18 protein-coding genes are annotated in these 23508 nt (G+C 45.4%); 11 read left to right on the plus strand and 7 right to left on the minus strand.

What is annotated here, in order from left to right:
- The first annotated feature begins 179 nt into the window (after nt 1-179).
- The 10 genes from aspS to L5M29_RS08595 all read left to right on the plus strand — a co-directional run bounded on the left by aspS (nt 180) and on the right by L5M29_RS08595 (nt 11768).
- Nucleotides 180-1958: an aspartate--tRNA ligase gene (gene aspS / locus L5M29_RS08550; RefSeq protein ID WP_263167326.1), complete on the plus strand. Its 1779-nt coding sequence runs from the start codon at nt 180-182 to the stop codon at nt 1956-1958.
- A gap of 327 nt (nt 1959-2285) precedes the next feature.
- Entirely contained in the window at nt 2286-3032 is a 747-nt protein-coding gene (locus tag L5M29_RS08555) for a YebC/PmpR family DNA-binding transcriptional regulator (protein WP_131524073.1), read from the plus strand.
- 120 nt (nt 3033-3152) lie between these two features.
- Nucleotides 3153-3674: a crossover junction endodeoxyribonuclease RuvC gene (gene ruvC / locus L5M29_RS08560; RefSeq protein WP_006081743.1), complete on the plus strand. Its 522-nt coding sequence runs from the start codon at nt 3153-3155 to the stop codon at nt 3672-3674.
- Nucleotides 3671-4288: a Holliday junction branch migration protein RuvA gene (ruvA, locus tag L5M29_RS08565; protein WP_006081742.1), complete on the plus strand. Its 618-nt coding sequence runs from the start codon at nt 3671-3673 to the stop codon at nt 4286-4288. The genes ruvC and ruvA overlap by 4 nt, the downstream gene beginning before the upstream one ends.
- Nucleotides 4289-4335: 47 nt before the next feature.
- Nucleotides 4336-5340: a Holliday junction branch migration DNA helicase RuvB gene (gene ruvB, locus L5M29_RS08570; RefSeq protein WP_028759854.1), complete on the plus strand. Its 1005-nt coding sequence runs from the start codon at nt 4336-4338 to the stop codon at nt 5338-5340.
- A gap of 1001 nt (nt 5341-6341) precedes the next feature.
- Complete coding sequence (locus tag L5M29_RS08575) at nt 6342-8903, plus strand: TonB-dependent receptor plug domain-containing protein (RefSeq protein ID WP_263167328.1); 2562 nt, start codon at nt 6342-6344, stop codon at nt 8901-8903.
- 223 nt (nt 8904-9126) lie between these two features.
- The gene (locus tag L5M29_RS08580) at nt 9127-9807 is read left to right on the plus strand and encodes a response regulator transcription factor (protein ID WP_028759856.1); all 681 of its coding nucleotides are present in this window, start codon (nt 9127-9129) and stop codon (nt 9805-9807) included.
- 225 nt (nt 9808-10032) lie between these two features.
- A complete protein-coding gene (locus L5M29_RS08585; RefSeq protein WP_263167330.1) occupies nt 10033-11160 on the plus strand; it encodes a M14-type cytosolic carboxypeptidase in 1128 nt (375 codons plus the stop codon).
- A 12-nt stretch (nt 11161-11172) separates the two neighbouring features.
- A complete protein-coding gene (locus tag L5M29_RS08590; RefSeq protein WP_263167331.1) occupies nt 11173-11490 on the plus strand; it encodes a zinc ribbon domain-containing protein in 318 nt (105 codons plus the stop codon).
- A complete protein-coding gene (locus tag L5M29_RS08595) occupies nt 11487-11768 on the plus strand; it encodes a YeaC family protein (RefSeq protein WP_028759859.1) in 282 nt (93 codons plus the stop codon). Before L5M29_RS08590 ends, L5M29_RS08595 begins: the two co-directional genes overlap by 4 nt.
- 305 nt (nt 11769-12073) lie before the next feature.
- Here L5M29_RS08595 and ansA read toward each other — a convergent pair whose 3' ends face one another.
- Together ansA and sppA are read right to left on the minus strand one after the other, a co-directional pair.
- The gene (gene ansA, locus L5M29_RS08600) at nt 12074-13087 is read right to left on the minus strand and encodes an asparaginase (protein WP_006086774.1); all 1014 of its coding nucleotides are present in this window, start codon (nt 13085-13087) and stop codon (nt 12074-12076) included.
- A gap of 137 nt (nt 13088-13224) precedes the next feature.
- Entirely contained in the window at nt 13225-15072 is a 1848-nt protein-coding gene (sppA, locus tag L5M29_RS08605) for a signal peptide peptidase SppA (protein ID WP_263167333.1), read from the minus strand.
- Between the two features lie 165 nt (nt 15073-15237).
- Between sppA and L5M29_RS08610 the strand changes: the two genes are divergently transcribed.
- Nucleotides 15238-17256 carry an NADPH-dependent 2,4-dienoyl-CoA reductase gene (locus tag L5M29_RS08610; RefSeq protein WP_263167335.1) on the plus strand — a complete coding sequence of 673 codons (2019 nt, stop codon included), beginning with the start codon at nt 15238-15240 and terminating at the stop codon, nt 17254-17256.
- Nucleotides 17257-17580: 324 nt separating this feature from the next.
- Here L5M29_RS08610 and yfaE read toward each other — a convergent pair whose 3' ends face one another.
- The 5 genes from yfaE to ubiG form a co-directional block, all read right to left on the minus strand.
- A complete protein-coding gene (gene yfaE / locus L5M29_RS08615) occupies nt 17581-18006 on the minus strand; it encodes a class I ribonucleotide reductase maintenance protein YfaE (protein ID WP_263167413.1) in 426 nt (141 codons plus the stop codon).
- Between the two features lie 38 nt (nt 18007-18044).
- Nucleotides 18045-19175 carry a class Ia ribonucleoside-diphosphate reductase subunit beta gene (nrdB, locus tag L5M29_RS08620; RefSeq protein ID WP_028759863.1) on the minus strand — a complete coding sequence of 377 codons (1131 nt, stop codon included), beginning with the start codon at nt 19173-19175 and terminating at the stop codon, nt 18045-18047.
- 74 nt (nt 19176-19249) lie between these two features.
- On the minus strand, nt 19250-21538 hold the full coding sequence (gene nrdA / locus L5M29_RS08625) for a class 1a ribonucleoside-diphosphate reductase subunit alpha (RefSeq protein ID WP_113940388.1): 2289 nt from the start codon (nt 21536-21538) through the stop codon (nt 19250-19252).
- Nucleotides 21539-22040: 502 nt separating this feature from the next.
- Complete coding sequence (locus L5M29_RS08630) at nt 22041-22712, minus strand: HAD family hydrolase (protein ID WP_212600984.1); 672 nt, start codon at nt 22710-22712, stop codon at nt 22041-22043.
- Nucleotide 22713: 1 nt separating this feature from the next.
- The gene (gene ubiG / locus L5M29_RS08635) at nt 22714-23424 is read right to left on the minus strand and encodes a bifunctional 2-polyprenyl-6-hydroxyphenol methylase/3-demethylubiquinol 3-O-methyltransferase UbiG (RefSeq protein ID WP_263167338.1); all 711 of its coding nucleotides are present in this window, start codon (nt 23422-23424) and stop codon (nt 22714-22716) included.
- Nucleotides 23425-23508 lie beyond the last annotated feature (84 nt).

A 23508-nucleotide genomic window follows, 5' to 3' on the forward strand; every position in this document is an offset into this window, starting at 1 on the left:
TTTTGAACGCTCATGCTCAGATAGTGCGTTCGCCTCTAGTCAAGGGCGTAAAACTGTTTGATACTTCACCGCCTAAGTGTGAAGTACTTTGGTAATCGGCATTATTTTACTATAATGCCGCTTTTATCTCGTTTTGATTATTTCCAAAGCACCGGTTTCCGGATAAAGGATAGAGTTAGATGCGCAGTCATTATTGTGGAGACGTCAATAAGTCTCACGTTGGACAAGAAGTTACCTTGGTAGGTTGGGTTAATCGTAGCCGTGATTTGGGTGGCGTTGTCTTTTTAGATTTAAGAGACAGAGAAGGTCTCATCCAAGTGGTCTATGATCCAGACTTACCTGAGGTGTTCAATGTCGCTAGCACGCTGCGCGCCGAATTTTGCGTTCAGGTCAAAGGCTTAGTTCGTGCCCGTCCTGATAGCCAAGTCAATGGTCAAATGAAGACGGGTGAGATTGAAGTCTTAGGCCAAGCTTTGACTATCATCAACGCTGCCGATCCACTGCCATTGAGCATGGATAACTACCAGAACAACAGCGAAGAGCAACGTCTTAAGTATCGTTACTTAGATTTACGTCGTCCAGAAATGGCGCAGCGATTAATTTTCCGCGCTAAAGTGACCAGTTCTGTGCGTCGTTTCCTCGACTCAAACGGTTTCTTAGACATCGAAACCCCGATCCTGACCAAGGCAACCCCAGAAGGTGCCCGCGATTATTTAGTACCAAGCCGTACTTATAAAGGTCAGTTCTTTGCCTTGCCACAATCACCACAGTTGTTTAAACAGTTGCTGATGATGTCAGGCTTTGATCGTTACTATCAAATCGTAAAATGCTTCCGTGATGAAGACTTACGTGCCGACCGTCAGCCAGAATTCACCCAAATCGATATCGAAACGTCTTTCATGAGCTCTGAGCAAGTGATGGCGAAAACCGAAGAGATGATGCGTGGTCTGTTCCTTGAAATGCTGAACGTCGATCTCGGCGAATTCCCGCGCATGACTTACAACGAAGCGATGCGTCGTTTTGGTTCAGATAAGCCAGATTTACGTAACCCATTAGAGCTGGTGGACATTGCCGATTTACTCAAAGAAGTCGAATTTGCGGTATTCTCTGGTCCTGCGAACGATGAAGAAGGCCGTGTTGCTGCACTGCGTATTCCGGGCGGCGCTGCGCTGTCTCGTAAGCAAATCGATGATTACACTAAATTTGTTGGCATCTATGGTGCTAAAGGCTTAGCGTGGATGAAGATTAATGACCTAAGCCTTGGCTTAGAAGGCATTCAATCACCGGTGCTGAAATTCTTAAACGAAAGCATAGTCAATGAAATCGTGAGCCGCACTGGCGCGCAAACCGGTGACATTATCCTGTTTGGTGCAGATCAGGCGACTGTGGTTGCCGAATCTATGGGCGCACTGCGTCTTAAAGCGGGCGAAGATTTCAGCTTATTACAAGGTGAATGGCGTCCACTGTGGGTAGTTGACTTCCCAATGTTTGAGAAAATCAACGGCAACTTCCACGCGGTTCACCATCCGTTCACCGCACCGCGCGGCGTAACGGCAGCTGAACTTGAAGCTAACCCAGCAAATCGCGTTTCTGATGCTTACGATATGGTATTAAACGGCTGCGAATTAGGCGGTGGTTCAGTGCGTATCCACAACCAAGAAATGCAGTCTGCGGTATTCCGTATTCTGGGTATTACTGACGATGAAGCTAAAGAGAAATTCGGCTTCCTGTTAGAAGCGCTGCGTTACGGCACACCGCCACATGCAGGTTTAGCGTTTGGTTTAGACCGCATCATCATGCTGATGACGGGCGCAAGCTCAATCCGCGATGTGATGGCGTTCCCTAAAACCACCACTGCCGCTTGTCCGCTGACTAACGCGCCAGGATTTGCAAATCCGCAGCAGTTAGCTGAACTTGGCATTGCCGTGGTTGAGAAAGCCGTTAAAACGGAAGACTGATCTTTCGTAACAGGGCTTTTGTAAATTGATCTTATGCAAATTGATCTTATTCAAGTCGACGTTGTGTAACTCGTTTTGTGAAAGGCGATTGGCATTAGTCGATTGGCGTTAGTCTATTAGCATTAGTCCTTATCAGTTATTTTTAGTCGTACCGAAAACCGAGGCATGAGCCTCGGTTTGTTTTAGTGAACCGTCATTCCACCGCTTATCAATATCTGTTAGTTCAATCCTTTAAGTAAATAGCCGTTATTTAGTCTTATTCCACCTTCGGCTCTTGATAAGCTTTGCGATGGCACCTAGATGATACCTAAGTAGAGGAGACTTCCCATGGCAGGTCACAGTAAATGGGCCAACATTAAGCACCGTAAAGCGGCTCAAGATGCTAAACGCGGTAAACTCTTTACTAAATTCATTCGCGAGTTAACCGTTGCAGCCCGTGAAGGTGGCTCAGATCCCGACTCTAATCCACGATTACGTGTCGCCATCGATAAAGCCCTTGGTGGCAATATGACCCGAGACACGGTTGAGCGTGCGATTAAACGCGGCGCCGGTGAATTAGAAGGCCAGCAACTCGAAACCATTCTCTATGAAGGTTATGGCCCAGGCGGCACCGCTGTGATGGTTGAAACCATGACGGACAATCGTAATCGTACTGTGAGTGGTGTACGTAATGCGTTTAGTAAATCGGGCGGTAACTTAGGCACGGATGGGTCGGTTTCTTATCTGTTCACTAAGCGTGGGGTGTTATCCTATGCGCCGGGAACTGATGAAGATGCATTGATGGAAGCGGCGCTTGAAGCGGGCGCGGAAGATATTGTCAGCTATGATGATGGTGCTGTGGATGTTTTTACTGATCCCGTTGATTTCTATACGGTGAAAGAGGCGCTCGATAACGCCCATTTTGTGGCGGATAATGCCGAAATCGCGATGATAGCCTCGACGAAAGCTGAGCTTGATCTAGAAACCGCCGAAAAATTTATGCGCCTTATCGACACCCTTGAAGATCACGATGATGTGCAAGAGGTGTATCATAATGCGGAAATCTCCGATGACGTGATGGCAAGCCTAGGTTAGATTAACTGTGAGCTGGATTTGGGCGTCAATCTAGACCAATTTCAGTTCGCACACGCTAACGTAGGACACTCGCTAATCCAGGAACTGAGACGAACATTCAGATCCCATATAAGGCATTAAATGGCAATTATTTTAGGTGTTGACCCAGGTTCACGGATCACCGGCTACGGCGTGATCCAATGTCAGGGACGGCATCAGATTTACCTCGGCAGTGGCTGTATTCGCACTTCGTCTGAAGAGCTTCCTGGCAGGCTTAAGCAAATATTTGATGGGATCACTGAAATTATTCGTCAGTATCAACCGGACGAATTTGCGATTGAACGGGTATTTATGGCAAAAAATGCCGATTCTGCGCTCAAGTTAGGCCAAGCACGCGGCGCGGCCATTGTTGCTGCCACAGTCGCCAATTTACCTGTGGCCGAATACAGTGCGACTCAAATTAAGAGCGCAGTCGTGGGTACGGGGCGAGCACAGAAAGCCCAAGTACAACACATGATCCAACAACTACTTAAATTACCCGCAGCCCCACAAGCTGACGCCGCAGATGCACTCGGAGTTGCTGTGTGTCATTATCACACCAGCCAGAGTTTAATTGCATTGAGTGGCCGGGCAACGGCAAGAACATACGGACGGTACAGATGATAGGTCGTTTACGGGGCGTGCTCGTTGAGAAACAAGCACCAGAAATTTTGATCGATGTTAATGGTGTTGGTTACGAGTTACAGATGCCGCTTACTAGCTTTTATGAGCTGCCTGAAGTTAATCATGAAACTATGGTCTACACCCACTTTGTGGTACGTGAAGATGCACAGCTACTCTATGGTTTTATCACTAAGCAGGAAAGGGCGTTATTTCGCTTACTGATCAAGACCAATGGTGTCGGTCCCAAGCTCGCACTGACCATTTTATCAGGCATGACAGCCGGAGAATTTGTGGGCTGCGTTGAGCGCGATGACATAGTGACCTTAGTGAAATTACCTGGTGTTGGTAAGAAGACCGCCGAGCGGTTACTGGTAGAAATGCGCGATAAGCTCAAGAGCTTGATGGAAGCCTCAGCAGGCTCAGAGCGTGAGTTCGTGCTGCAATCCAATTACTCACCCGCACCGACAGTCAATAGCGCCGAAGAAGATGCTATTTCAGCTTTAATTTCGCTGGGTTATAAACCACCGCAGGCGAGCAAATCGGTTTCTGCAGCCTACAAAGAGGGCATGGATTCAGAAACTCTGATCAAAGCCGCCCTTAAATCGATGCTTTAATTGAACAATGATGATAATTAAGATGAAAGCTGCGATAAGGAATAATAATGATTGAGGCAGACAGACTCATCCAGCCGCAGATCCAAGCTCAAGATGAATCCATCGACAGGGCGATGCGCCCTAAAATGCTCGATGAATACACGGGTCAAGATGACACTCGGGCACAGCTTAAGGTGTTTATTCAAGCGGCAAAGAATCGTAATGAAGCCTTAGATCATATGTTGATTTACGGTCCGCCGGGATTGGGTAAAACCACCTTAGCCATGATTGTTGCGAACGAGATGGGGGTGAACATTAAATCCACCTCTGGGCCTGTGCTGGAAAAAGCGGGCGATCTCGCCGCACTTTTGACCAATCTCGAATCCGGTGATGTGTTATTCATCGATGAAATCCACCGATTAAGCCCTGTGGTGGAGGAGATTTTGTATCCAGCGATGGAAGATTATCAGCTGGATATCATGATAGGTGAAGGGCCGGCAGCGCGCTCTATCAAGCTTGATTTACCGCCGTTCACTCTAGTGGGGGCGACAACACGGGCAGGGGCTTTGACTTCACCACTTCGGGCGCGTTTTGGGATCCCGCTACGGCTTGAATTCTATAATATCAAAGATTTAAGCACCATAGTCACGCGTTCGGCGCAGGTGATGGAACTGGATATTGATGCTGAAGGTGCATTTGAAATCGCACGCCGTTCACGTGGTACACCGCGGATAGCTAACCGACTGCTTCGCCGCGTGCGGGATTACGCGCAGGTGAAGCATGATGGCGCTGTCACTAAGTTTGTTGCCGACCATGCACTAGACTTGCTGGATGTCGATAATGAAGGTTTCGATTACATGGACCGCAAGTTACTACTCGCCATTATCGATAAGTTTATGGGTGGCCCAGTTGGACTCGATAACTTAGCCGCAGCCATAGGCGAAGAACGCGAAACCATTGAAGATGTGCTAGAACCCTTTTTGATCCAGCAAGGCTTTATCCAACGCACGCCCCGCGGCCGTATTGCAACCGCACGAGCATATCAACATTTTGAGTTGATCAAACCCGAGTAAATATCAGTTTGATGATTTATATGATTAAGAGGCGACCTGAGAGTCGCCTTTTTTATGGGAAAAATTTACCTTTGCATACAATTTGGGTGAAGTAAAAGCGATATTTAAACAAATTAAGGGCGGTAATTGGAGGGGATAATGAGCTTTTATGAGTTGATAGGTATAAATTCTCATTATTAAATTGTATCAAAACTCCAAAGTATTATGGCTGTTTTCAGCTCGTTATTTAGACATTAATAATAGCTGTAAATATATAGAAATCTATATATTTACAGCTATTTACTGATGCCTTTTATTTATCAACAAGTGTATCAGTGTGGTGTGTTTGTTGAGCTGAAATCTGAGATCTTTACTATTAAGATTGATTTTTATCTGAGATTAATTTAATTCAACAAATTGGATTTAGGCCATTAAATTCTCAAAACAAATAGTCGCTACAGTTACCCTTTTTTAGGTTTTCATATGGAATAACTTGTAATGATATTGGTTTGTTTTTATTGGTGGCTTTGTTTTTATGCATAAATAACACAATTGATGCTAATTGTATCCTTTGTTATGTACTGATTTAGCAAGATTATCTTAATAATTATGGCTATTTCAAATTGCTCACGTCTATAGATATGCAGTTTAAGTGGTAGTTAATCAATACTTCATTCCAATTCAAGTCTCTCGCCACACCAAATAATTGTGACTTGTATCACACTTTTTGCCATTGAATATGTTTCATAAAAGTAATTTATTAACAGTGTTAATCACTAATTACTTATTAATGTTGAGGGTTAACTTCTGATAAATTATGAATATTAAGTTTTATTGAAAATAACGACCATCAAAAAAAACAAATTAACTCAAATTTATTAACATTTATTCTGTGTTGGTTAATATTTTGAGTGTTGACGGAGTTAAAGTGAATCCTCAGTATCGAGTGCAACACTAGTACATCAATAGTTGTACAAGCTGTAAGCATAAAAATAATAGTAAGATCTAGGGAGCATTCATACATGATCAAAAGAACCAAAGTAGCGTCGGCTATTAACTTAGCTATCGTTGCATCTATCACTTCTGGTGCATTTGTTACGTCAAGTGCATTTGCTGCTGAAGAAAAAGCAAAAGTTGAACGTATTGAAGTCACGGGTTCACGCATTCAACGCCAAGACATGGAAACAGCATCTCCAGTGACCGTTATTGATGCTGCTGCGATTAAAGCGGAAGGTTTTACTTCTGTTGACCAAATGTTACAAGTGCAGACTTCGATGGCGGGTGCGGCAGTGGGTTCAAGCACAAACAACGGTGCTGACGGTGTTGCCCAAGTTGACTTACGTGGCATGGGTTCACAACGTACGCTTGTGTTACTGAACGGCCGTCGTATGGTGAACTCAGGTTCTGGTGCCAATAGTTCTGTGGATCTGAACTCGATTCCAGTGGCTATGATTGCGCGTGTTGAAATTCTGAAAGACGGTGCCTCAGCGGTTTACGGTTCAGATGCCATTGCAGGTGTAGTGAACATTATCACTAAGAAAGACTTTGAAGGTTTCCAGCTAGATTTTAACGGCAGTGGCACTGACAAAGGTGACGGTGAAAGTGGTGATGTAAGTGCATTATACGGTTTCAACACAGAGGGTGGTAACTATACCTTTGGTGCTGCTTATGCTGACCGTCGTGGCGTGATCCAAGGTGATCGAGATTGGTATGACCCACTCGATAATACGAGTTCAATTATTCCAACTGGTGCATTAAACCAGAAAGTAATTGATGCAAATGGTAATTGGGTTAACAGAGCCACAGGTTATGATTATTCGAATGACGTATATTTTCAAACGCCAAGTGAGCGTCGCAGCCTATTTGCAAATATGACACAAGAGTTAGGTAATGATGTGGTATTGACGGCCGATGCTATCTATACCAATCGTCGTTCTAACCAACAACTTGCGGCACAGCCTGCGCAAATCAAGTTAAATGTTTGCGGTGACCCAAGAGTGACAGATCCAACTGCTGGTTGCCTTAATCTTGACCAAAGCATGGTTGATGCTGGGATTAAAGCTGACGCTCGCGGACAAGTGCAATATAACAGACGTATGAATGATGTTGGACCTCGTGTTTATAACCAAGATACCGATACCTGGCGTTTATCTACTGGCTTAGCGGGGTCTTTGGATGTTCATACTGGTATGAACTGGAATGTGGACTACACATTTGGTAAGAACGAGGCTAAAACAGGCGTTGATAACTCAATTAACGCCACATTGATGGCCGCTTCTATTTATGCTGATCCATATGCTTGGTTTGAAGGTTCTCCACTGACAAATGAGATGAAAGACGTTTCTTATGACGAGAAATCAACTGGTGGCAATGAACAACAAACTTTATCTGCTGGCTTAAATGGTGAACTCTTCGATTTAAGTGCGGGTGCTGTGGGTTTTGCCATAGGTGCAGAGTATCGTCGTGAAAGTGGTTTCTATAATCCAGATCCTATTGTTGTTGCTGGCGATAGTACTGCTGCTCAGCAAGATCCAACAAGTGGTAACTATAACGTTATCTCTATTTTCCAAGAAGTGAGCGTACCATTCACAGACAAATTAACGGGTGAATTTGCACTACGTTTAGATGATTATTCAACATTTGGTAAAGCAACTACGTGGAAAATTGGTTTAACGTATACTGCTACCGATGATTTAATGATCCGAACTGTTGCAGCTACAGGCTTCCGTGCTCCTAGCGTTGCCGAATTATATGGTGGTAATTCAGGTTCCTTTGATTATTTAACGAACCCTTGGTTACCTAAGAATGAGCAAACGGGGCAGATTTTAGTCAACCGCACATCTGATGAAAATTTGAAACCTGAAGAATCTGAGTCATATACCGCTGGTTTAGTTTATTCACCAAGCTATATCGATGGTATGTCTCTTACTTTGGACTACTGGCGTTTCAAAGTAACTGATGCTATTGCTCGTGCAGATGTTCAAGTTGGTTTAGATGCTTGTCAGAAAGGTGATGCTGAAGCATGTAGTACATTCAATATTACTGCTGACGGTGATTTGTTTAATTTAACAAGCGCATTAACAAATGTTGGATCACAGGATACTAGCGGTGTTGATTTCAACTTAGCTTATAGCTTTGCATTGTTTGGGTTAGACTGGAAAGTCAGTAATGATACTACATACCTCATTAATTATGAGCAAGATGGTGAAAACTATACAGGCACTATCGATGGGAACTTCGGTGCGTATTCTCGTGTTCGTAACAACTTCAGCATTTCTGCGGGTCAAGATGATTGGAGTGTAATGTACTTCAACCGCTATATCCGATCTATGAATGATCATTACACAGACTATGATGCGAATGATGAACCATTTGCTGCTGTAAGAGGTGTTGATTCTATTTTATATCACAATATTTCTGGGACTTATCACGTAAATGACAGCACCACAGTTAGCTTAGGTGTTAAGAACTTTACTGACGAGAAGCCTCTATACGTTACTAACGGTAGTGATGCTGGTACGGTTCCTGAAGTTTATGACACTATCGGCCGTACCATTTACGGTGGTGTAACTGTTAAATTCTAAGCTAAGTTCAGACTCTTAGTTTCTAAAAAGCGCCTTAGGGCGCTTTTTTATTGGGAGTTTATGAGATGATTTTAGAGTCGCTAATCATCCGTTGATTGGTTGTTAATATCGTATTTTGTTCACAGTTTTCAACATCACACTTCTTAACTAATGTAATAGCGCTAGAGTCGTCTCGATTCGCATGGTAATATAAATGATATAGATTCTCGTTTGGGCTTTAAGGATGAGTAAAATACTCTTGGTCGATGATGATCCATTGTTTAGCGTGTGGTTAGCTGATGCCTTATGTACGCAAGGGCATGAGGTTAAGTGTGCGGTTAATGGCATTGAGGGTCTGGCATGCATTGAAAGTTTTGCTCCAGACATCATAGTGCTTGATTTAGTGATGCCACAGATGAATGGATTTGAGTTGCTAAAAGCGCGTGAATGTTCAACGCCAGTATTGATGATTTCAGCACGTGATAATGAAGATGATCGCATCACTGGTTATGAATTGGGAGCAGATGATTTTCTGAGTAAGCCGTTTAGCATAAAAGAGATTTTTGTCCGCTTACGAGCCTTAGAGCGGCGTCTCTGTGCTGGTCACTCTCACTCGCCGCAAATGGCGACTGTGGCGGCTAAAGTGATTAACTTCGATGAAATGAGTTATAGGATCACTATTGGCACCCGCTATGTCGATTTGACCCAAACCGAGTTTAAATTATTTAAATATCTTTTTGAAAGAAAAGGCCAAGTCATCACTAAGCAAGAGTTGCAGCGCTCAGTGCTACAGAAAGATTTGGGCCGATTTGACCGTAATCTGGACATGCATATTAGTAACACTCGCCGCAAGCTAGCCAATATCAGCTTGCCGCGTAATTTGATAAATACAGTACGAGGCCAAGGTTATAGTTTTATGGTCTAATATCTTCATGAATTTATAGCGAAAGGCTCATTTCTTGTGGATTTTAGGCGTGTTAACTGGTTAATTAAAGGCCGATTGCAAGTGTCTTGACTGAATTTAATGGCTTTCGTTTTCCCCTTGGGATGTTTTGGTTTATTCTATCGGCCATATAATAAAATGTGACGTGTGCTATCTGTCGCACGCCATTAAATTGCCCTTAGTTTTAACAACCTATTAGGAATCATTATGCGGATCAGTGCCAACTTTGATGGCGGAAATATCCAAGTCGTCAATCTTGATAATAAAGACGATATTCAACTTGCTATCCGCCCTGATGCGGGTGGTGAGTTTTATCAATGGTTCAATTTTCGATTTGAAGGTGAAGTGGGTAACCATTACACCTTGAATATTATCAATGCGGGAACCGCTTCTTATACCAAGGGATGGGAAGATTATCAGGCGGTGGCCAGTTATGATCGCCAGCATTGGTTCCGTATTCCGACTCAATATCAAGATGGTAAACTGAGCATTAGCATAGAGTTAGATTGTGATGCCATTCAAATCGCTTACTTTGCACCCTACAGCTATGAGCGTCATTTAGATTTACTCAGCGGCGCCCAGTTACACCCAGATGTCAATTTAGAGCATTTAGGCCTGACCTTAGATGGCCGCGATATTACTCTGATGAAAGTGGGGAATGGTGATCCTTCTAAACGCAATATTTGGATCACCGCCAGACAACATCCGGGTGAAACGATGGCTGAATGGTTAGTTGAAGGCCTAGTGAATCGTTTACTCGATAATGACTGTCCCACGGCAAAGGCGCTGCTTGATAAGGCCAATTTCTATATAGTGCCCAACATGAATCCCGATGGCAGTATCAGAGGCCATCTGCGCACCAACGCTATTGGGATTAATCTTAACCGCGAGTGGCAAACTCCGAGTTTAGAAAAAAGCCCTGAGGTATATCACGTCGTCAATAAGATGCAGCAAACGGGTGTTGACCTGTTTTATGATGTGCATGGTGATGAAGGCTTACCTTATGTGTTTCTAGCGGGTTGTGAAGGCGTCCCCGCTTATAATGATAAACTCGCGCAGCTGCAAGCGAACTTTAGTCAAGCATTGACCTTAGCCAGTGCCGATTTTCAAACTCAGTATGGGTATGATAAAGATGAGCCCGGTCAAGCGAATCTGACCGTAGCGTCTAATTGGGTTGCCCAGACCTTCAAGTGTTTATCAAATACCCTTGAGATGCCGTTTAAAGACAATAACAATCTGGCCGATCCTTTTGTGGGTTGGTCACCAGAACGCAGTATTTATTTAGGTGAAGCATCGCTAATTGCCATGCTCGCCGTTGTTGATAAGTTACGTTAGGGCGAGGCTGATATGGCATTAATTGAATGTTCGGTGTGTCGTAAACGTATGTCGAGCAAAGCGTCTTCATGCCCCCATTGCCAAGCAAAAACCGATGGCGACAATGAGTCCTTATCGCGTATTAGTCATATTCAAAAGTCCAGCAGCTTAATGAATCAGAGTTTCGTTGCTATGACCTTGTTCATTGCTGGTGTGGTGATTTGGTTTTGGGGTGGGGAACCCGCCGAAGGTATGCGTGCGAATATCGCCGGAATATGCTTTGTGTTTGGTTTTGTAGGTTATCTCATTACACGAGTCAGAATCGTGTTACATAAGCGGAAAAGTGTATGACGGATATCAATCAAGTGATCGATCAAATGCCCATTGAAGTTTATGAAAGGCTTCGTAGTGCGGCTGAGCTGGGTAAGTGGGAGGATGGTACTGTGTTGAGTGAGACTCAGCGTGAATCGACTCTGCAGGTGGTGATGTTGTATCAAGCGCGTAAGCTTGAGCAAACAGAGCATTTCACTATTGCATCTGACGGTAAAATAAATGAGCTGTCTAAGGCCGAGCTGAAAAAGCAATTCCGCGGTGAGCCGATTGCTGGCTTTAAAGCGCAGGATTTATAATTTCTGACTGGCCGCGCAGATCGGCTTGCAAGGTGTGCTTTATTAGGAATTAGGTGTAAGTCTGAGGTTGGCAAGGGGAGCTAGCATTTTATCTTTTGTTAGTGATATCAATGCTAACATTGATTTGATATCAAATAACTTCAATGCAACTCTTGGTCCGCAAAAGTCTTAAAATAAACGCTCATTTAGTGCTGTTAAGTCTGAACTAAAATCTAGTCTGAGTTTAAATCAAAAAAGCCCATCAAATATGGGCTTTTTTTGTTGCTAGCGTTTGAGGGCAACAAACAGATTAGAAGACACTATCTTTAATCTATGCTCAGTTCACCGACTAGATTTTGTAACATGGCCGCTTTTATCTCAGCTGGCTGCAAATTTTTAGATAGCAAATAATGCAGTTTTGCTAAGGCCGCTTCTATGGTCATATCGGCGCCACTGATCACGCCTGCTTTGGCTAATGCATTGCCTGTGGCGTAGCCGCCCATATTCACCTTACCTTGGAAACATTGGGTTAGATTCACCAGCACTATGCCACGTTCATCTGCTTGCCTTAAGGTTTTGAGTAAGGCGGCATCCTGCGGCGCGTTACCCACACCAAATGTTAGCAGTATGAGGGCTTTAACTGGCTGTTGCAGAATGTTCTCAAAAATCTGTGTTGATATCCCAGGATACAAGGTCACCACACCGACAGGTTGTGGGCTGATATGAGCGACTTCTAATGGGGTATCGTTGGCGACCGTGATTTTGCCTGCGCGCAGATTGATTTTGATCCCCGCCTCAAGCAGTAGCGGGAAGTTGGGTGAGGCGAAAGCATCGAAACCGTCGGCGTGGGCCTTAGTCGAGCGATTGCCCCTAAAGAGTTTGTTATTGAAGAATAAACACACTTCCGCAACTGGATAATTCGCCGCTATGTAGAGTGAGTTCAATAAATTAGTTTGGCCGTCTGAGCGCAACTGGGCGAGGGGAATTTGCGAGCCCGTCACTATCACAGGTTTTGATAAGCCTTGCAGCATAAACGACAGTGCCGAAGCCGTGTACGCCATGGTATCTGTGCCGTGAAGGATTACAAAGCCATCGTACTTATCGTAATTGGCTTGTATATCGTCGGCGATCATCTGCCAATCGGTTGGTGCCATATTGGAAGAGTCGATAAGCGGGCAGTATTCGTGGATCACAAATGTCGGCATTTCTTCATGGTAAAACTCAGGCATAGATTGCACGCACTGAGTCAGGAATCCCGCGACGGGGACAAAGCCGTTATCGGTCTTTTGCATACCGATGGTGCCGCCAGTATAGGCAACATAAATGGAGCGTTTAGTCATTCTTGTCGTTTTCTTAGCTTCAAGTGGCCGAATTATACGATTTTACTGACATAAACCCAATAAAAAAGCCCGGAGATCCGGGCTTTGTCTTTGTCATCATCTTGAAGTTGCGAGCTGCAACCTAGACGCTGGCAGATTTAGTTCATCATATTGCAACTATCACAGTAGATGTAGACGTTATTTGGATCATCAAAAGAGGTTAACGTTTTCAAGCTGCTGGTCCATTGCGCTAGCATTTGCTCTAACATCGATGATTGGCTCAGTGAGGCGGGCAGGTAGCTCGATACTGAGGCAAACATCTGTTGCATAAAGCGTTGCTCGGGTGTCAGCTCTTGTTCGATAACGCGGGTGTCAAATAGTGTCATATCAGCGAGTTTAGCGGCTTTAGCAATCGCCTCATCTAAATCACCCAGTTCATCGACTAAGCCAAGCTCAAGGGCTTTTTTACCACTCCAAACACGGCCTTGGGCAATCTTATCGACTTGTTCTATGGTCATTTTACGTTCTTTAGCGACCAGCGAGATAAAGTCTAAATAGCCACGTTCAATATGACGTTGGATAATCGCTTCAACTTGCGGTGACAGCGTGCGCGTCACAGACAATCCCGCCCATTCCGATGTTGATACGCCATCAGTATGCACGCCTATACTGGCCAGAGAATCTTCGAAGGTGGTGATCATGCCGAAGATCCCAATTGAGCCCGTGAGCGTAGTTGGCGTTGCGAAGATGTAGTCGGCACTGGCCGAAATCCAGTAACCGCCCGATGCGGCCAAACTGCCCATGCTGACGACAACAGGTTTGCCAGCCGCTTTAAGTGCCAGTAATTCTTGACGAATTTGCTCCGAGGCAAAGGCGCTACCGCCTGGGCTATCGACGCGCAGCACTAAGGCTTTAACGTGTTTATCGAAACGGGCCTTACGTAGCAGCTCGGCAGTGCTTTCGCCGCCAATTTGGCCCGCAGGTTGAGTGCCGTTCAGAATCGTGCCACTTGCGACAATAATGCCGACACTGTCTTGTTCAACAAAGCTTGGCAATGGCGTCACTAAGGTTAAATAATCGTAAAAACTCACTTGCTTGAAACTGTCACCGCTGCTGGCTTTGCCAACGGTTTCTAGCATGGTTTGACGAAAATCTTCCGTCGTGGCTAAGTTATCAACCCATTTCATGTTGATGGCCATTGCCGCAGAGTCACCATTAGCTTTATCGAGCTCGGCCAAATAAGTGCTTGCATCGGGCACTAGCGAGTTAGGCTCAATATTGCGATTACCAGCGACTATCTGGGTATAGCTTTGCCATACATCGGTTAAAAGTGCGCTACTGGCTTCGCGAGCAGCATCGGACATATCGTCACGCATGTAGGGTTCAACCGCAGATTTAAAGGTTCCCACGCGGAAAATATGCGCTTTCACTTTGAGTTTATCTAAGGCCGATTTGAAGTACTGGTTGTACATACTCAGGCCATCAAGCGAGACACCACCTTGGGGATTGAGGTAAATAGTGTCGGCAAAACTGGCGAGGAAATATTGATTTTGCTCGTAGTAGTTGCCTATGGCGACCACTCTTTTACCGCTTTCTTTAAAGCGATTGAGCGCATCACCGATAGATTGCAGCTTACTGATCCCGGCACGTTTCAAATCGGCTAGATCAAGTACTAGGGTACTTATCCTTTGATCTTGCGCGGCATTATCAATCACATATAACACATCGGCGAGCAGGATTTCCCCATCGGCATTGCCATTATTGCCTTGCTTGAATGCGGCTTCTAAGGGATCGACCTGTTGCTTCTGATCGACAATCGAACCAGCCAGATTAAGCACCAGTGCTGAATTATCTTCAACTTGAATATCTTCGCTGCTGCCAATGGAGATGATAATGGCGGCTAAGATGCCAAAAAAGATCAGATTGAGTATCAGTTTACGCGTCCCGTTGAGGGTGTGCCAAATAAACAAACATATTCTCTTGAAAAACGATGGGTTAGCGGACATTTTCCACTCCTTTATAAGTCCAATCTGCCCATGCTAACTGAAAATGGCGCTACAGGCTAAACACAATTGTAAAGGATTTTGACTAATGGCCTCGATCCAACGGTTGAGCTTAGATTTGACTCAAGGTATGCTGATTTAAATCACTTGTTTTAAAAGGATGTTTGAATGTCGTTTCCCCATTTATTAGAACCCTTAGATCTGGGATTCACCCAGCTCAAAAACCGCGTGCTTATGGGCTCAATGCACACAGGTTTGGAAGAAGAAAAGGGCGGATTTGAGAAACTGGCAGCGTTCTACAAAGAACGCGCTCTGGGCGGCGTGGGTTTGATTGTAACGGGCGGTATTTCCCCCAATCTTCGCGGTCGCCTTACGCCCCATGCCTGTCAGCTGAGTTTTCCTTGGCAAGTCGGTAAGCATCGCGTGGTCACGCAGGCTGTACATGAGGCCGGCGGTAAGATCTGCATGCAAATTTTGCATGCGGGCCGCTACGGTTATCATCCTTTTTCCCAAGCACCGAGCAAAATTAAATCACCCATTACACCTTTTACGCCGTCTGCTATGTCTAGTCGCCAAGTGCGCTCGACCATTAAGGATTACGCCAGCTCAGCCGCTCTTGCCAAGAAAGCCGGTTACGATGGCGTTGAGGTGATGGGATCTGAAGGCTATTTGATCAATCAGTTTGTCAGTGCGCGCACCAACACCCGCACCGATGAATGGGGTGGTGCGTTTGAAAAGCGGGCGCAATTCCCGATTGAGATTGTTAACGCGATACGGGCAAAAGTCGGTAAAGACTTCATCATTATCTTCCGTTTATCTATGCTCGATCTAGTGGATAACGGCTCGACTTGGGATGAAGTGGTGCAGCTCGCCCAGTGGTTAGAGCAAGCTGGCGTGTCTATTTTAAATACTGGTATTGGTTGGCATGAAGCGCGCGTACCGACCATTGCGACAAGTGTGCCCCGCGGCGCCTTTGCGTGGGTGACTGAAAAGCTCAAACAATCAGTTTCTGTGCCCTTAATTGCGACTAACCGCATTAACACCCCTGATATTGGTGAGCAGATTATTGCCTCAGGTCAAGCGGACATGGTGTCGATGGCGCGGCCTTTCCTCGCTGATCCCGAGTTCGTGAATAAAGCGGCTGCGAACACGCCGGAGCTTATCAACACCTGCATTGGCTGTAACCAAGCATGTCTTGACCATACCTTTTCCCTCAAGCGCGCAACCTGCTTAGTGAATCCTCGCGCCTGTTATGAGACTGAAATCAACTTCTTACCCACAGCAAATAAAAAGCGTATTGCGGTGATGGGGGCAGGCCCTGCGGGCATGGCGTTTTCTGTTTATGCCGCCATGCGAGGCCATCACGTTGTCTTGTTTGAAGCGAAATCTGAGGTGGGTGGTCAGTTTAATCTCGCCCGTAAAATCCCTGGGAAAGAAGAGTTTAACGAGACTATTCGTTATTTCATTAACCAAATTAAGCTGCATAAGGTGGAGCTGAGATTAAATACTCGCCTCGATGCCAGTGTGCTGGCGACCGAAAAGTTTGATGAAGTGGTAATCGCCTCAGGCGTTGTGCCGCGTGATTTAGTCTTACCCGGCTTTGATGACCCACGGGTGGTCGATTATCAAAAAGTGCTCTCGGGTGAAGTGACTGTCGGTAATACGGTGGCCTTGATTGGCGCCGGTGGTATAGGGTTCGATATGGCGCACTTTTTGTGTGAGCGCCAGTCGAGCACCTTGAACCCCGATAAATGGCTACAACAGTGGGGCATAGATAAAACTTACCAGCATGCGGGCGGCCTAACTGAACCTCATTCCGACAATACTGATCATCGTAAGGTGTTTTTACTGCAACGTAAAACGTCGAAGATGGGCAAGGGCTTAGGCAAAACCACCGGCTGGATCCACCGTCTTGTGCTTAAGCAACATGATGTGAAGATGAAAACGGGCGTGAGTTACGACAAGTTTGATGATGCAGGACTGCATATTCGCGTGGGTGAAACCGCTGAAGTGCTGGCCGTCGATAACGTCGTTTTGTGTGCTGGGCAAGAATCGAATCGCACGTTAGTGGATGAGATGAAAGCAACGGGCCTGCCTGTGCATCTGATTGGTGGCGTAGATGTCGCGGCAGAGCTTGATGCTAAGCGTGCAATCCGCCAAGGCGCTGAACTGGCAATGCGTTTATAGAAAGTCGATAAGCCTTACGTTTTAAACCTTAAGTATTAAATTTTAGATCTTGAAAGCCTGAACTTGTGTTCAGGCTTTTTTGTTTTAGTTTGTTTGTGTGAATGCATTGAAAATAGAGAGAAAGGAGAATAGTGGGTTTTAATACGTTTGGTATCTAATGGCGCGGATTGAATAAGGCTGTATTGAAAGGGGTTGTTTGTCTTAAAGTTACTTTTTGTCTTAAAGCTACTCTTTGTTTAAAAGCTCATTTTTGTTTTAAAGCGATTTTGGGTTTTAACGCCACATCTTGTTTAAAGCAGCTTATTGAACAATCGAGTTTTGCCGTTATGAGTCTTCAAACACTGCCTGTTTCTGCGTGCGTGTGTCACTTGCTACATTTTGTGTTTGCTTTGGCTTAGCCAAACTGGCTTTATACTGATGAGATTGACACGCATAGGTGACCACAGCTGCACCTTCAGGTGATAGATCCAGCTCTAAATCTTCGGTAGGCACACAGCAGCAGGGCAAACATTCATCATGTTTGAGTTCGGCTAATGGTTCGTTTAAGTAGCTGACTTTTCCGCTGATGACGCGTGTTTTGCAGGCACCGCAGAAACCGTTGCGACATTCTGAGAAGATTTTGACTTTTTTGGCTTCGAGCGCTTGCAGCAAAGTGCCTTGTTGCTCGGTAAAGAGCAACACAGGTTGACCTTGAAGGCGCACGATTGGCGCCTTCGCAAACAGGTTTTGTGGCCGTTTTTTTGATGTCACTGTTTTAATGCCATTTTGTAACGTCACTTTTAAGTGTCTTATAGATCGAAGTCGAGGAACTCATCACCATCAACCGCGGAGTCGATTTGGCCGACAAGGTATGAAGAGACTTCAACTTCCTGTGGTGCAACTTGCACTGCATCGCTTTCTAACCAGTTTTTCATCCAAGGTAATGGATTGGTTATTTCTGGGTATGGTTGCGGTAGATTCACCGACTTCATGCGTTGATTAGTAATAAACTCAACGTATTGGCACAGGATCTGTTCATTCAAACCTATCATAGAGCCGTCTTTGAACAGGTATTTGGCCCATTCTTTTTCTTGCTCTGCGGCTTTGAAGAATAAATCGAAAGCTTCCTGTTGGCATTCTGCAGCAATTTCACCCATTTCTGGATCGTCTTTACCGCCTTGCATGATGCTTAAAATATGCTGAGTGCTGTTTAAGTGTAAGGCTTCATCACGGGCGATTAAGCGAATGATTTTCGCGTTACCTTCCATGAGCTTACGTTCAGCAAAGGCAAATGAGCAGGCAAAGCTAACATAGAAACGAATAGCTTCTAGGGCGTTGACTGACATCATGCACAGGTACAAGGCTTTTTTCAGGGTGCGGGTGTTGACTATGACTTCTTTGCCATCGATAACATGGGTTCCTGCACCGAGTAAATGGAATATCTGAGTCAGTTGGATCAAGTGATCGTAATAAGCGGCGATATCGGTCGCACGGCTTAAGATTTCTTTGTTCACAACGATATCGTCGAAGATCACTGAAGGATCGTTAACGATATTACGAATGATGTGGGTGTATGAGCGCGAGTGAATCGTCTCAGAGAAAGACCAAGTCTCAATCCAGGTTTCTAATTCAGGCAGTGACACCAGCGGCAAAAAGGCCACATTGGGCGAGCGGCCTTGAATCGAGTCGAGTAGGGTTTGGTATTTCAGATTCGAAATAAAGATGTGTTTTTCATGATCAGGCAATGCACCGTAGTCAATCTTATCGCGACTGACGTCTACTTCTTCCGGGCGCCAAAAGAAAGATAACTGCTTTTCTATCAGTTTTTCGAACACTTCATATTTTTGTTGATCGTAACGAGCCACGTTGACCGATTGACCTAAAAACATAGGTTCACGGGTGGCATCGTTGGGTGTTTGACAGAAGGTAGAGTAGGCCATGGTGCTATTTTTCCAATGGATAGGGATCCACTAAATAGGGATCCCTATAAAACCGTTAACGTTAAAGTTAAAGACTAGATTTTACATGCGCCGCCGGCGCAACCGTCATCTTCTTTCTCTAAATTGGTGATGTCATCGTGTGAATCCGACGCACCATCGCGAGTGTTATGGTAGTAAAGCGTTTTAACACCTAACTTGTAAGCATTGAGCAAATCTTTCAGTAGGGTTTGCATTGGCACTTTACGGCCTTCAAAACGTGAAGGATCGTAGTTAGTGTTAGCCGAAATCGCTTGGTCAACGAATTTCTGCATAATACCCACTAGCTGTAAGTAACCGTCGTTGCTTGGCATTTTCCACAGCAATTCATAGCTATCTTTCAGTGTATCGAAATCGGGTACCACTTGTTTTAGCTGACCGTCTTTGCTCGATTTCACGCTGATAAGACCACGTGGTGGCTCAATACCATTGGTCGCATTGGAGATTTGCGACGAGGTTTCTGATGGCATTAATGCCGACAGCGTCGAGTTACGCAGGCCATATTGCTTGATATCGCTACGCAGTGATTCCCAGTCTAAGTGCAATGGTTCAGCACAAATTTTATCTAGGTCACGTTTGTAGGTATCGATTGGCAAAATACCTTGAGAGTAAGTGGTCTCGTGGAATAACGGACATGCCCCTTGCTCTTTGGCTAAGTTCATTGAGGCTTTCAGTAAATAGTACTGAATCGCTTCGAAGGTTCTGTGGGTTAAAGCGTTCGCGCTACCATCAGAATACTTCATGCCATTTTTCGCTAAATAGTTAGCGAAGTTGATCACACCTATGCCTAAAGTACGGCGATTCATCGAGGCGATTTGCGCGGCCTTGATAGGATAATCTTGATAATCCAATAAATTATCCAGTGCGCGTACGGCGAGGTCGGCTAATGGCTCAATATCAGATAACTCTTTGATAGAACCTAAGTTAAGTGCTGACAGCGTACAAAGCGCGATTTCACCTTCTGGATCATCGATGTTGTTTAATGGTTTAGTCGGCAGGGCGATTTCAAGACACAGGTTAGACTGTCTGATCGGCGCGACTTTTGAATCAAACGGGCTGTGAGTGTTGCAGTGATCCACGTTCTGAATGTAGATACGGCCCGTTGAGGCACGCTCTTGCATCATCAGTGAAAACAGTTCAACGGCTTTTATCGTTTTCTTACGAATGTTGCTGTCTTGCTCATATTGCACATATAAACGTTCGAATTCGTTTTGATCTTCAAAGAAAGCATCGTACAAGCCAGGTACGTCAGATGGGCTAAATAAACTGATGTTCTCGCCTTTGATCAGACGTTGATACATGACTTTGTTCAACTGCACACCGTAGTCTAAATGACGGATACGGTTGTCTTCGACGCCGCGGTTATTTTTCAATACCAGCAGAGATTCGACTTCTAAGTGCCAAATAGGGTAGAACAGGGTCGCAGCACCGCCACGCACGCCGCCTTGAGAGCACGACTTCACTGCGGTTTGGAAATACTTATAGAAAGGTAAACAACCTGTGTGGAAGGCTTCACCACCACGGATTGGGCTACCTAAGGCACGAATACGACCGGCGTTAATACCGATACCCGCACGTTGGCTGACATATTTCACGATAGACGAAGCGGTCGCGTTGATGGAATCTAAGCTGTCACCACATTCGATCAGTACGCAAGAGCTGAACTGACGCGTTGGGGTGCGCACACCGGCCATAATTGGCGTTGGCAGCGACAGTTTAAAAGTTGATACCGCGTCATAGAAATCTTTAACGTATTTCAGGCGCGTCTCTTTTGGATAACGGGCAAACAAGCAAGCCGCAACCAAAATGTAAAGGAACTGCGCACTCTCATAGATTTCGTGGGTCACACGGTTTTGAACTAAATATTTGCCTTCAAGCTGTTTTACCGCAGCGTAGGAAAAATCCATATCGCGCCAATGGTCGATATAGGTATCCATCACATCCAGCTCTTCGCGGGTGTAATCTCTTAAAATGTGTTGATCGTATTTACCCAGCTCAACCAATTTAGTCACGTGAGCATACAATGCGGGCGGCTCGAACTGACCGAAGGCCTTCTTACGCAAATGAAACACCGCTAAACGGGCAGCAAGAAACTGATAGTCCGGTGATTCTGGAGAAATTAAATCCGCCGCAGCCTTGATAATGGTTTCATGGATAGCTTCGGTTGGGATGCCATCGAAAAACTGTAGGTGTGAGCGAAGTTCAACTTCCGAAACAGAAACGTTTTTTAATCCCTTGGCTGCCCAAGTAATTACGCGGTGTATTTTTTCGAGATCGATATTCTCACGATCGCCACAGCGTTTTGTGACTGTCATAGTGCTATTCATTTGGAGATAGGCCTTGGTTCTTATATGTATTTAGGTGAGCAAAATCACCGTACGTATCCTTGTAAAACAATCAACAATCGTCCCTTAAATACAGCTGACTGGTTACAAACGAGTCAATTAAGCGGCGAGCTTCTAGTGTGTCTGATTGTTACCTATACACAAGATATGGTGTTTTAAATTATATGGGATACAAGATAGTGAGGTTTGCCCCTATTTGCAAGTCTGAATTCAGGGGACATCTTGTGGATAACGTGAGGATAAAATTTTGCGTTAGTAACGACTAACCTTGAAGCTCAATTTCAGGTTAGCGTGTCACACTCATGGGGGATTTTTAGGCGATCTTTTCTTTAGATCGCGATCGCTCACGAGTGCCGATCTTTTATCCGCCTGACTTTTTCCGTGGGTCATAAATAGTATGCTGACACACTGATGTTCGTCAGTGAAGTTACGTATTGGATGCCTTATTCGTGAGCATTGTAGGCGCTGTTTTTGGTTGATGTTGTTAAGCCAATGCTTCGATTAGTGCTTGATGTAGCTCAGTTGGGCTCGCAAAATGCGCGTGCGCTGGCCATTGCAACGGCTTGTCGTTCACGCCCAGATAACCCCATAGGGCCACGCCGCCTAACATGCCAGCAGCCTTGGCCGCGAGCAAATCTCGCTCGGCATCCCCAAGATACAAAATGTATTCTGGAGCACAGTTCAGCTGTTGTGCGCCTAACAGCATAGGTGCAGTGTGGGGTTTTGGGTGTTTTGTAGAATCGCCACTAATGATAACGGGCATACGCAAGTGTAAATTCAGTTTTCGCAATAAGGGACGGGTAAAGCGCGCAGGCTTGTTGGTGATCACCCCAAACGGCAGCTGAGTTAACTCGAGCCAGTCGAGTAATGCCGCTATGCCTGTGAATAGCGCACAGTGATCGCCATTTATACGCTGATAGTGGGCGAGTAGCCCTTGCTGAACTTGAGACCGAAGATCTTCTGCCGCATCAGGGATCGCGGCATCGACTAAGGCAAAACTGCCGTGGGATGCGGCGTAGCGCATGGCCGCTAACGGCTGCGCGGCGATGCCGACATCTTGAAGACTTAAATTGAGGGCTTGCACCAGATCCGGCGCGGTATCGGCTAAGGTGCCGTCGAGATCGAACAGTACGCCTTTGATCTGTGCCAGACTCATATTAATCAACCTTACGCGTCGCTATCATGTAATTCACATCAACCTTAGGCGTGTACTGAAAAATGCCCGTCAATGGGTTGTAGCTTACCCCTAAGGCATCGGTACAGATAAGATCGGTATTATCTACTAGCTCAATCAGCTCCGAAGGCTTAATGAATTTTTTATGCTCGTGGGTGCCAACTGGCAGCATTTTTAGCAAATATTCCGCACCTAAAATGGTGTGCACGTAGGATTTAATGTTGCGGTTGATGGTGGAGAAAAACACATGACCACCGGGTTTGACCATGTCACAGCATGCTTTAATCACAGATTGTGGATCGGGTACATGTTCGAGCATTTCCATGCAGGTCACCACATCGTAATAGGTTTGATGATCTTGGCTGTGGGCCTCGGCAGTATTTTTTACATAATTAATGCTCACACCCGTTTCGAGGGCATGTAGGCGGGCGACTTCTAAGGGCTCATCACCCATATCTAAGCCATCAACCTCGGCGCCGATGCGGGCCATGCTTTCAGACAAAATGCCGCCACCACAGCCGACATCGAGCACTTTCTTCCCGAAAATACCGCCAGCGGTTTGATCGATATAGTTTAAGCGCAGCGGGTTTAATAGATGCAGCGGCTTAAATTCGCCGTTGAGATCCCACCAAGTTTCGGCCATACGTTCAAACTTTGCGATTTCCTGTGGGTCTACATTGGTATTCTGATGCATGCTATTACCTGAAGAAGCTGTATTGTGCGGCTATTATAACGACTATGTTTGATAAACAAAGTGCTCGACTGAGCTAAGCCCTTG

The organism is Shewanella sp. SM95 (assembly GCF_025653595.1).
In the GTDB taxonomy this organism is placed as follows: domain Bacteria; phylum Pseudomonadota; class Gammaproteobacteria; order Enterobacterales; family Shewanellaceae; genus Shewanella; species Shewanella oncorhynchi.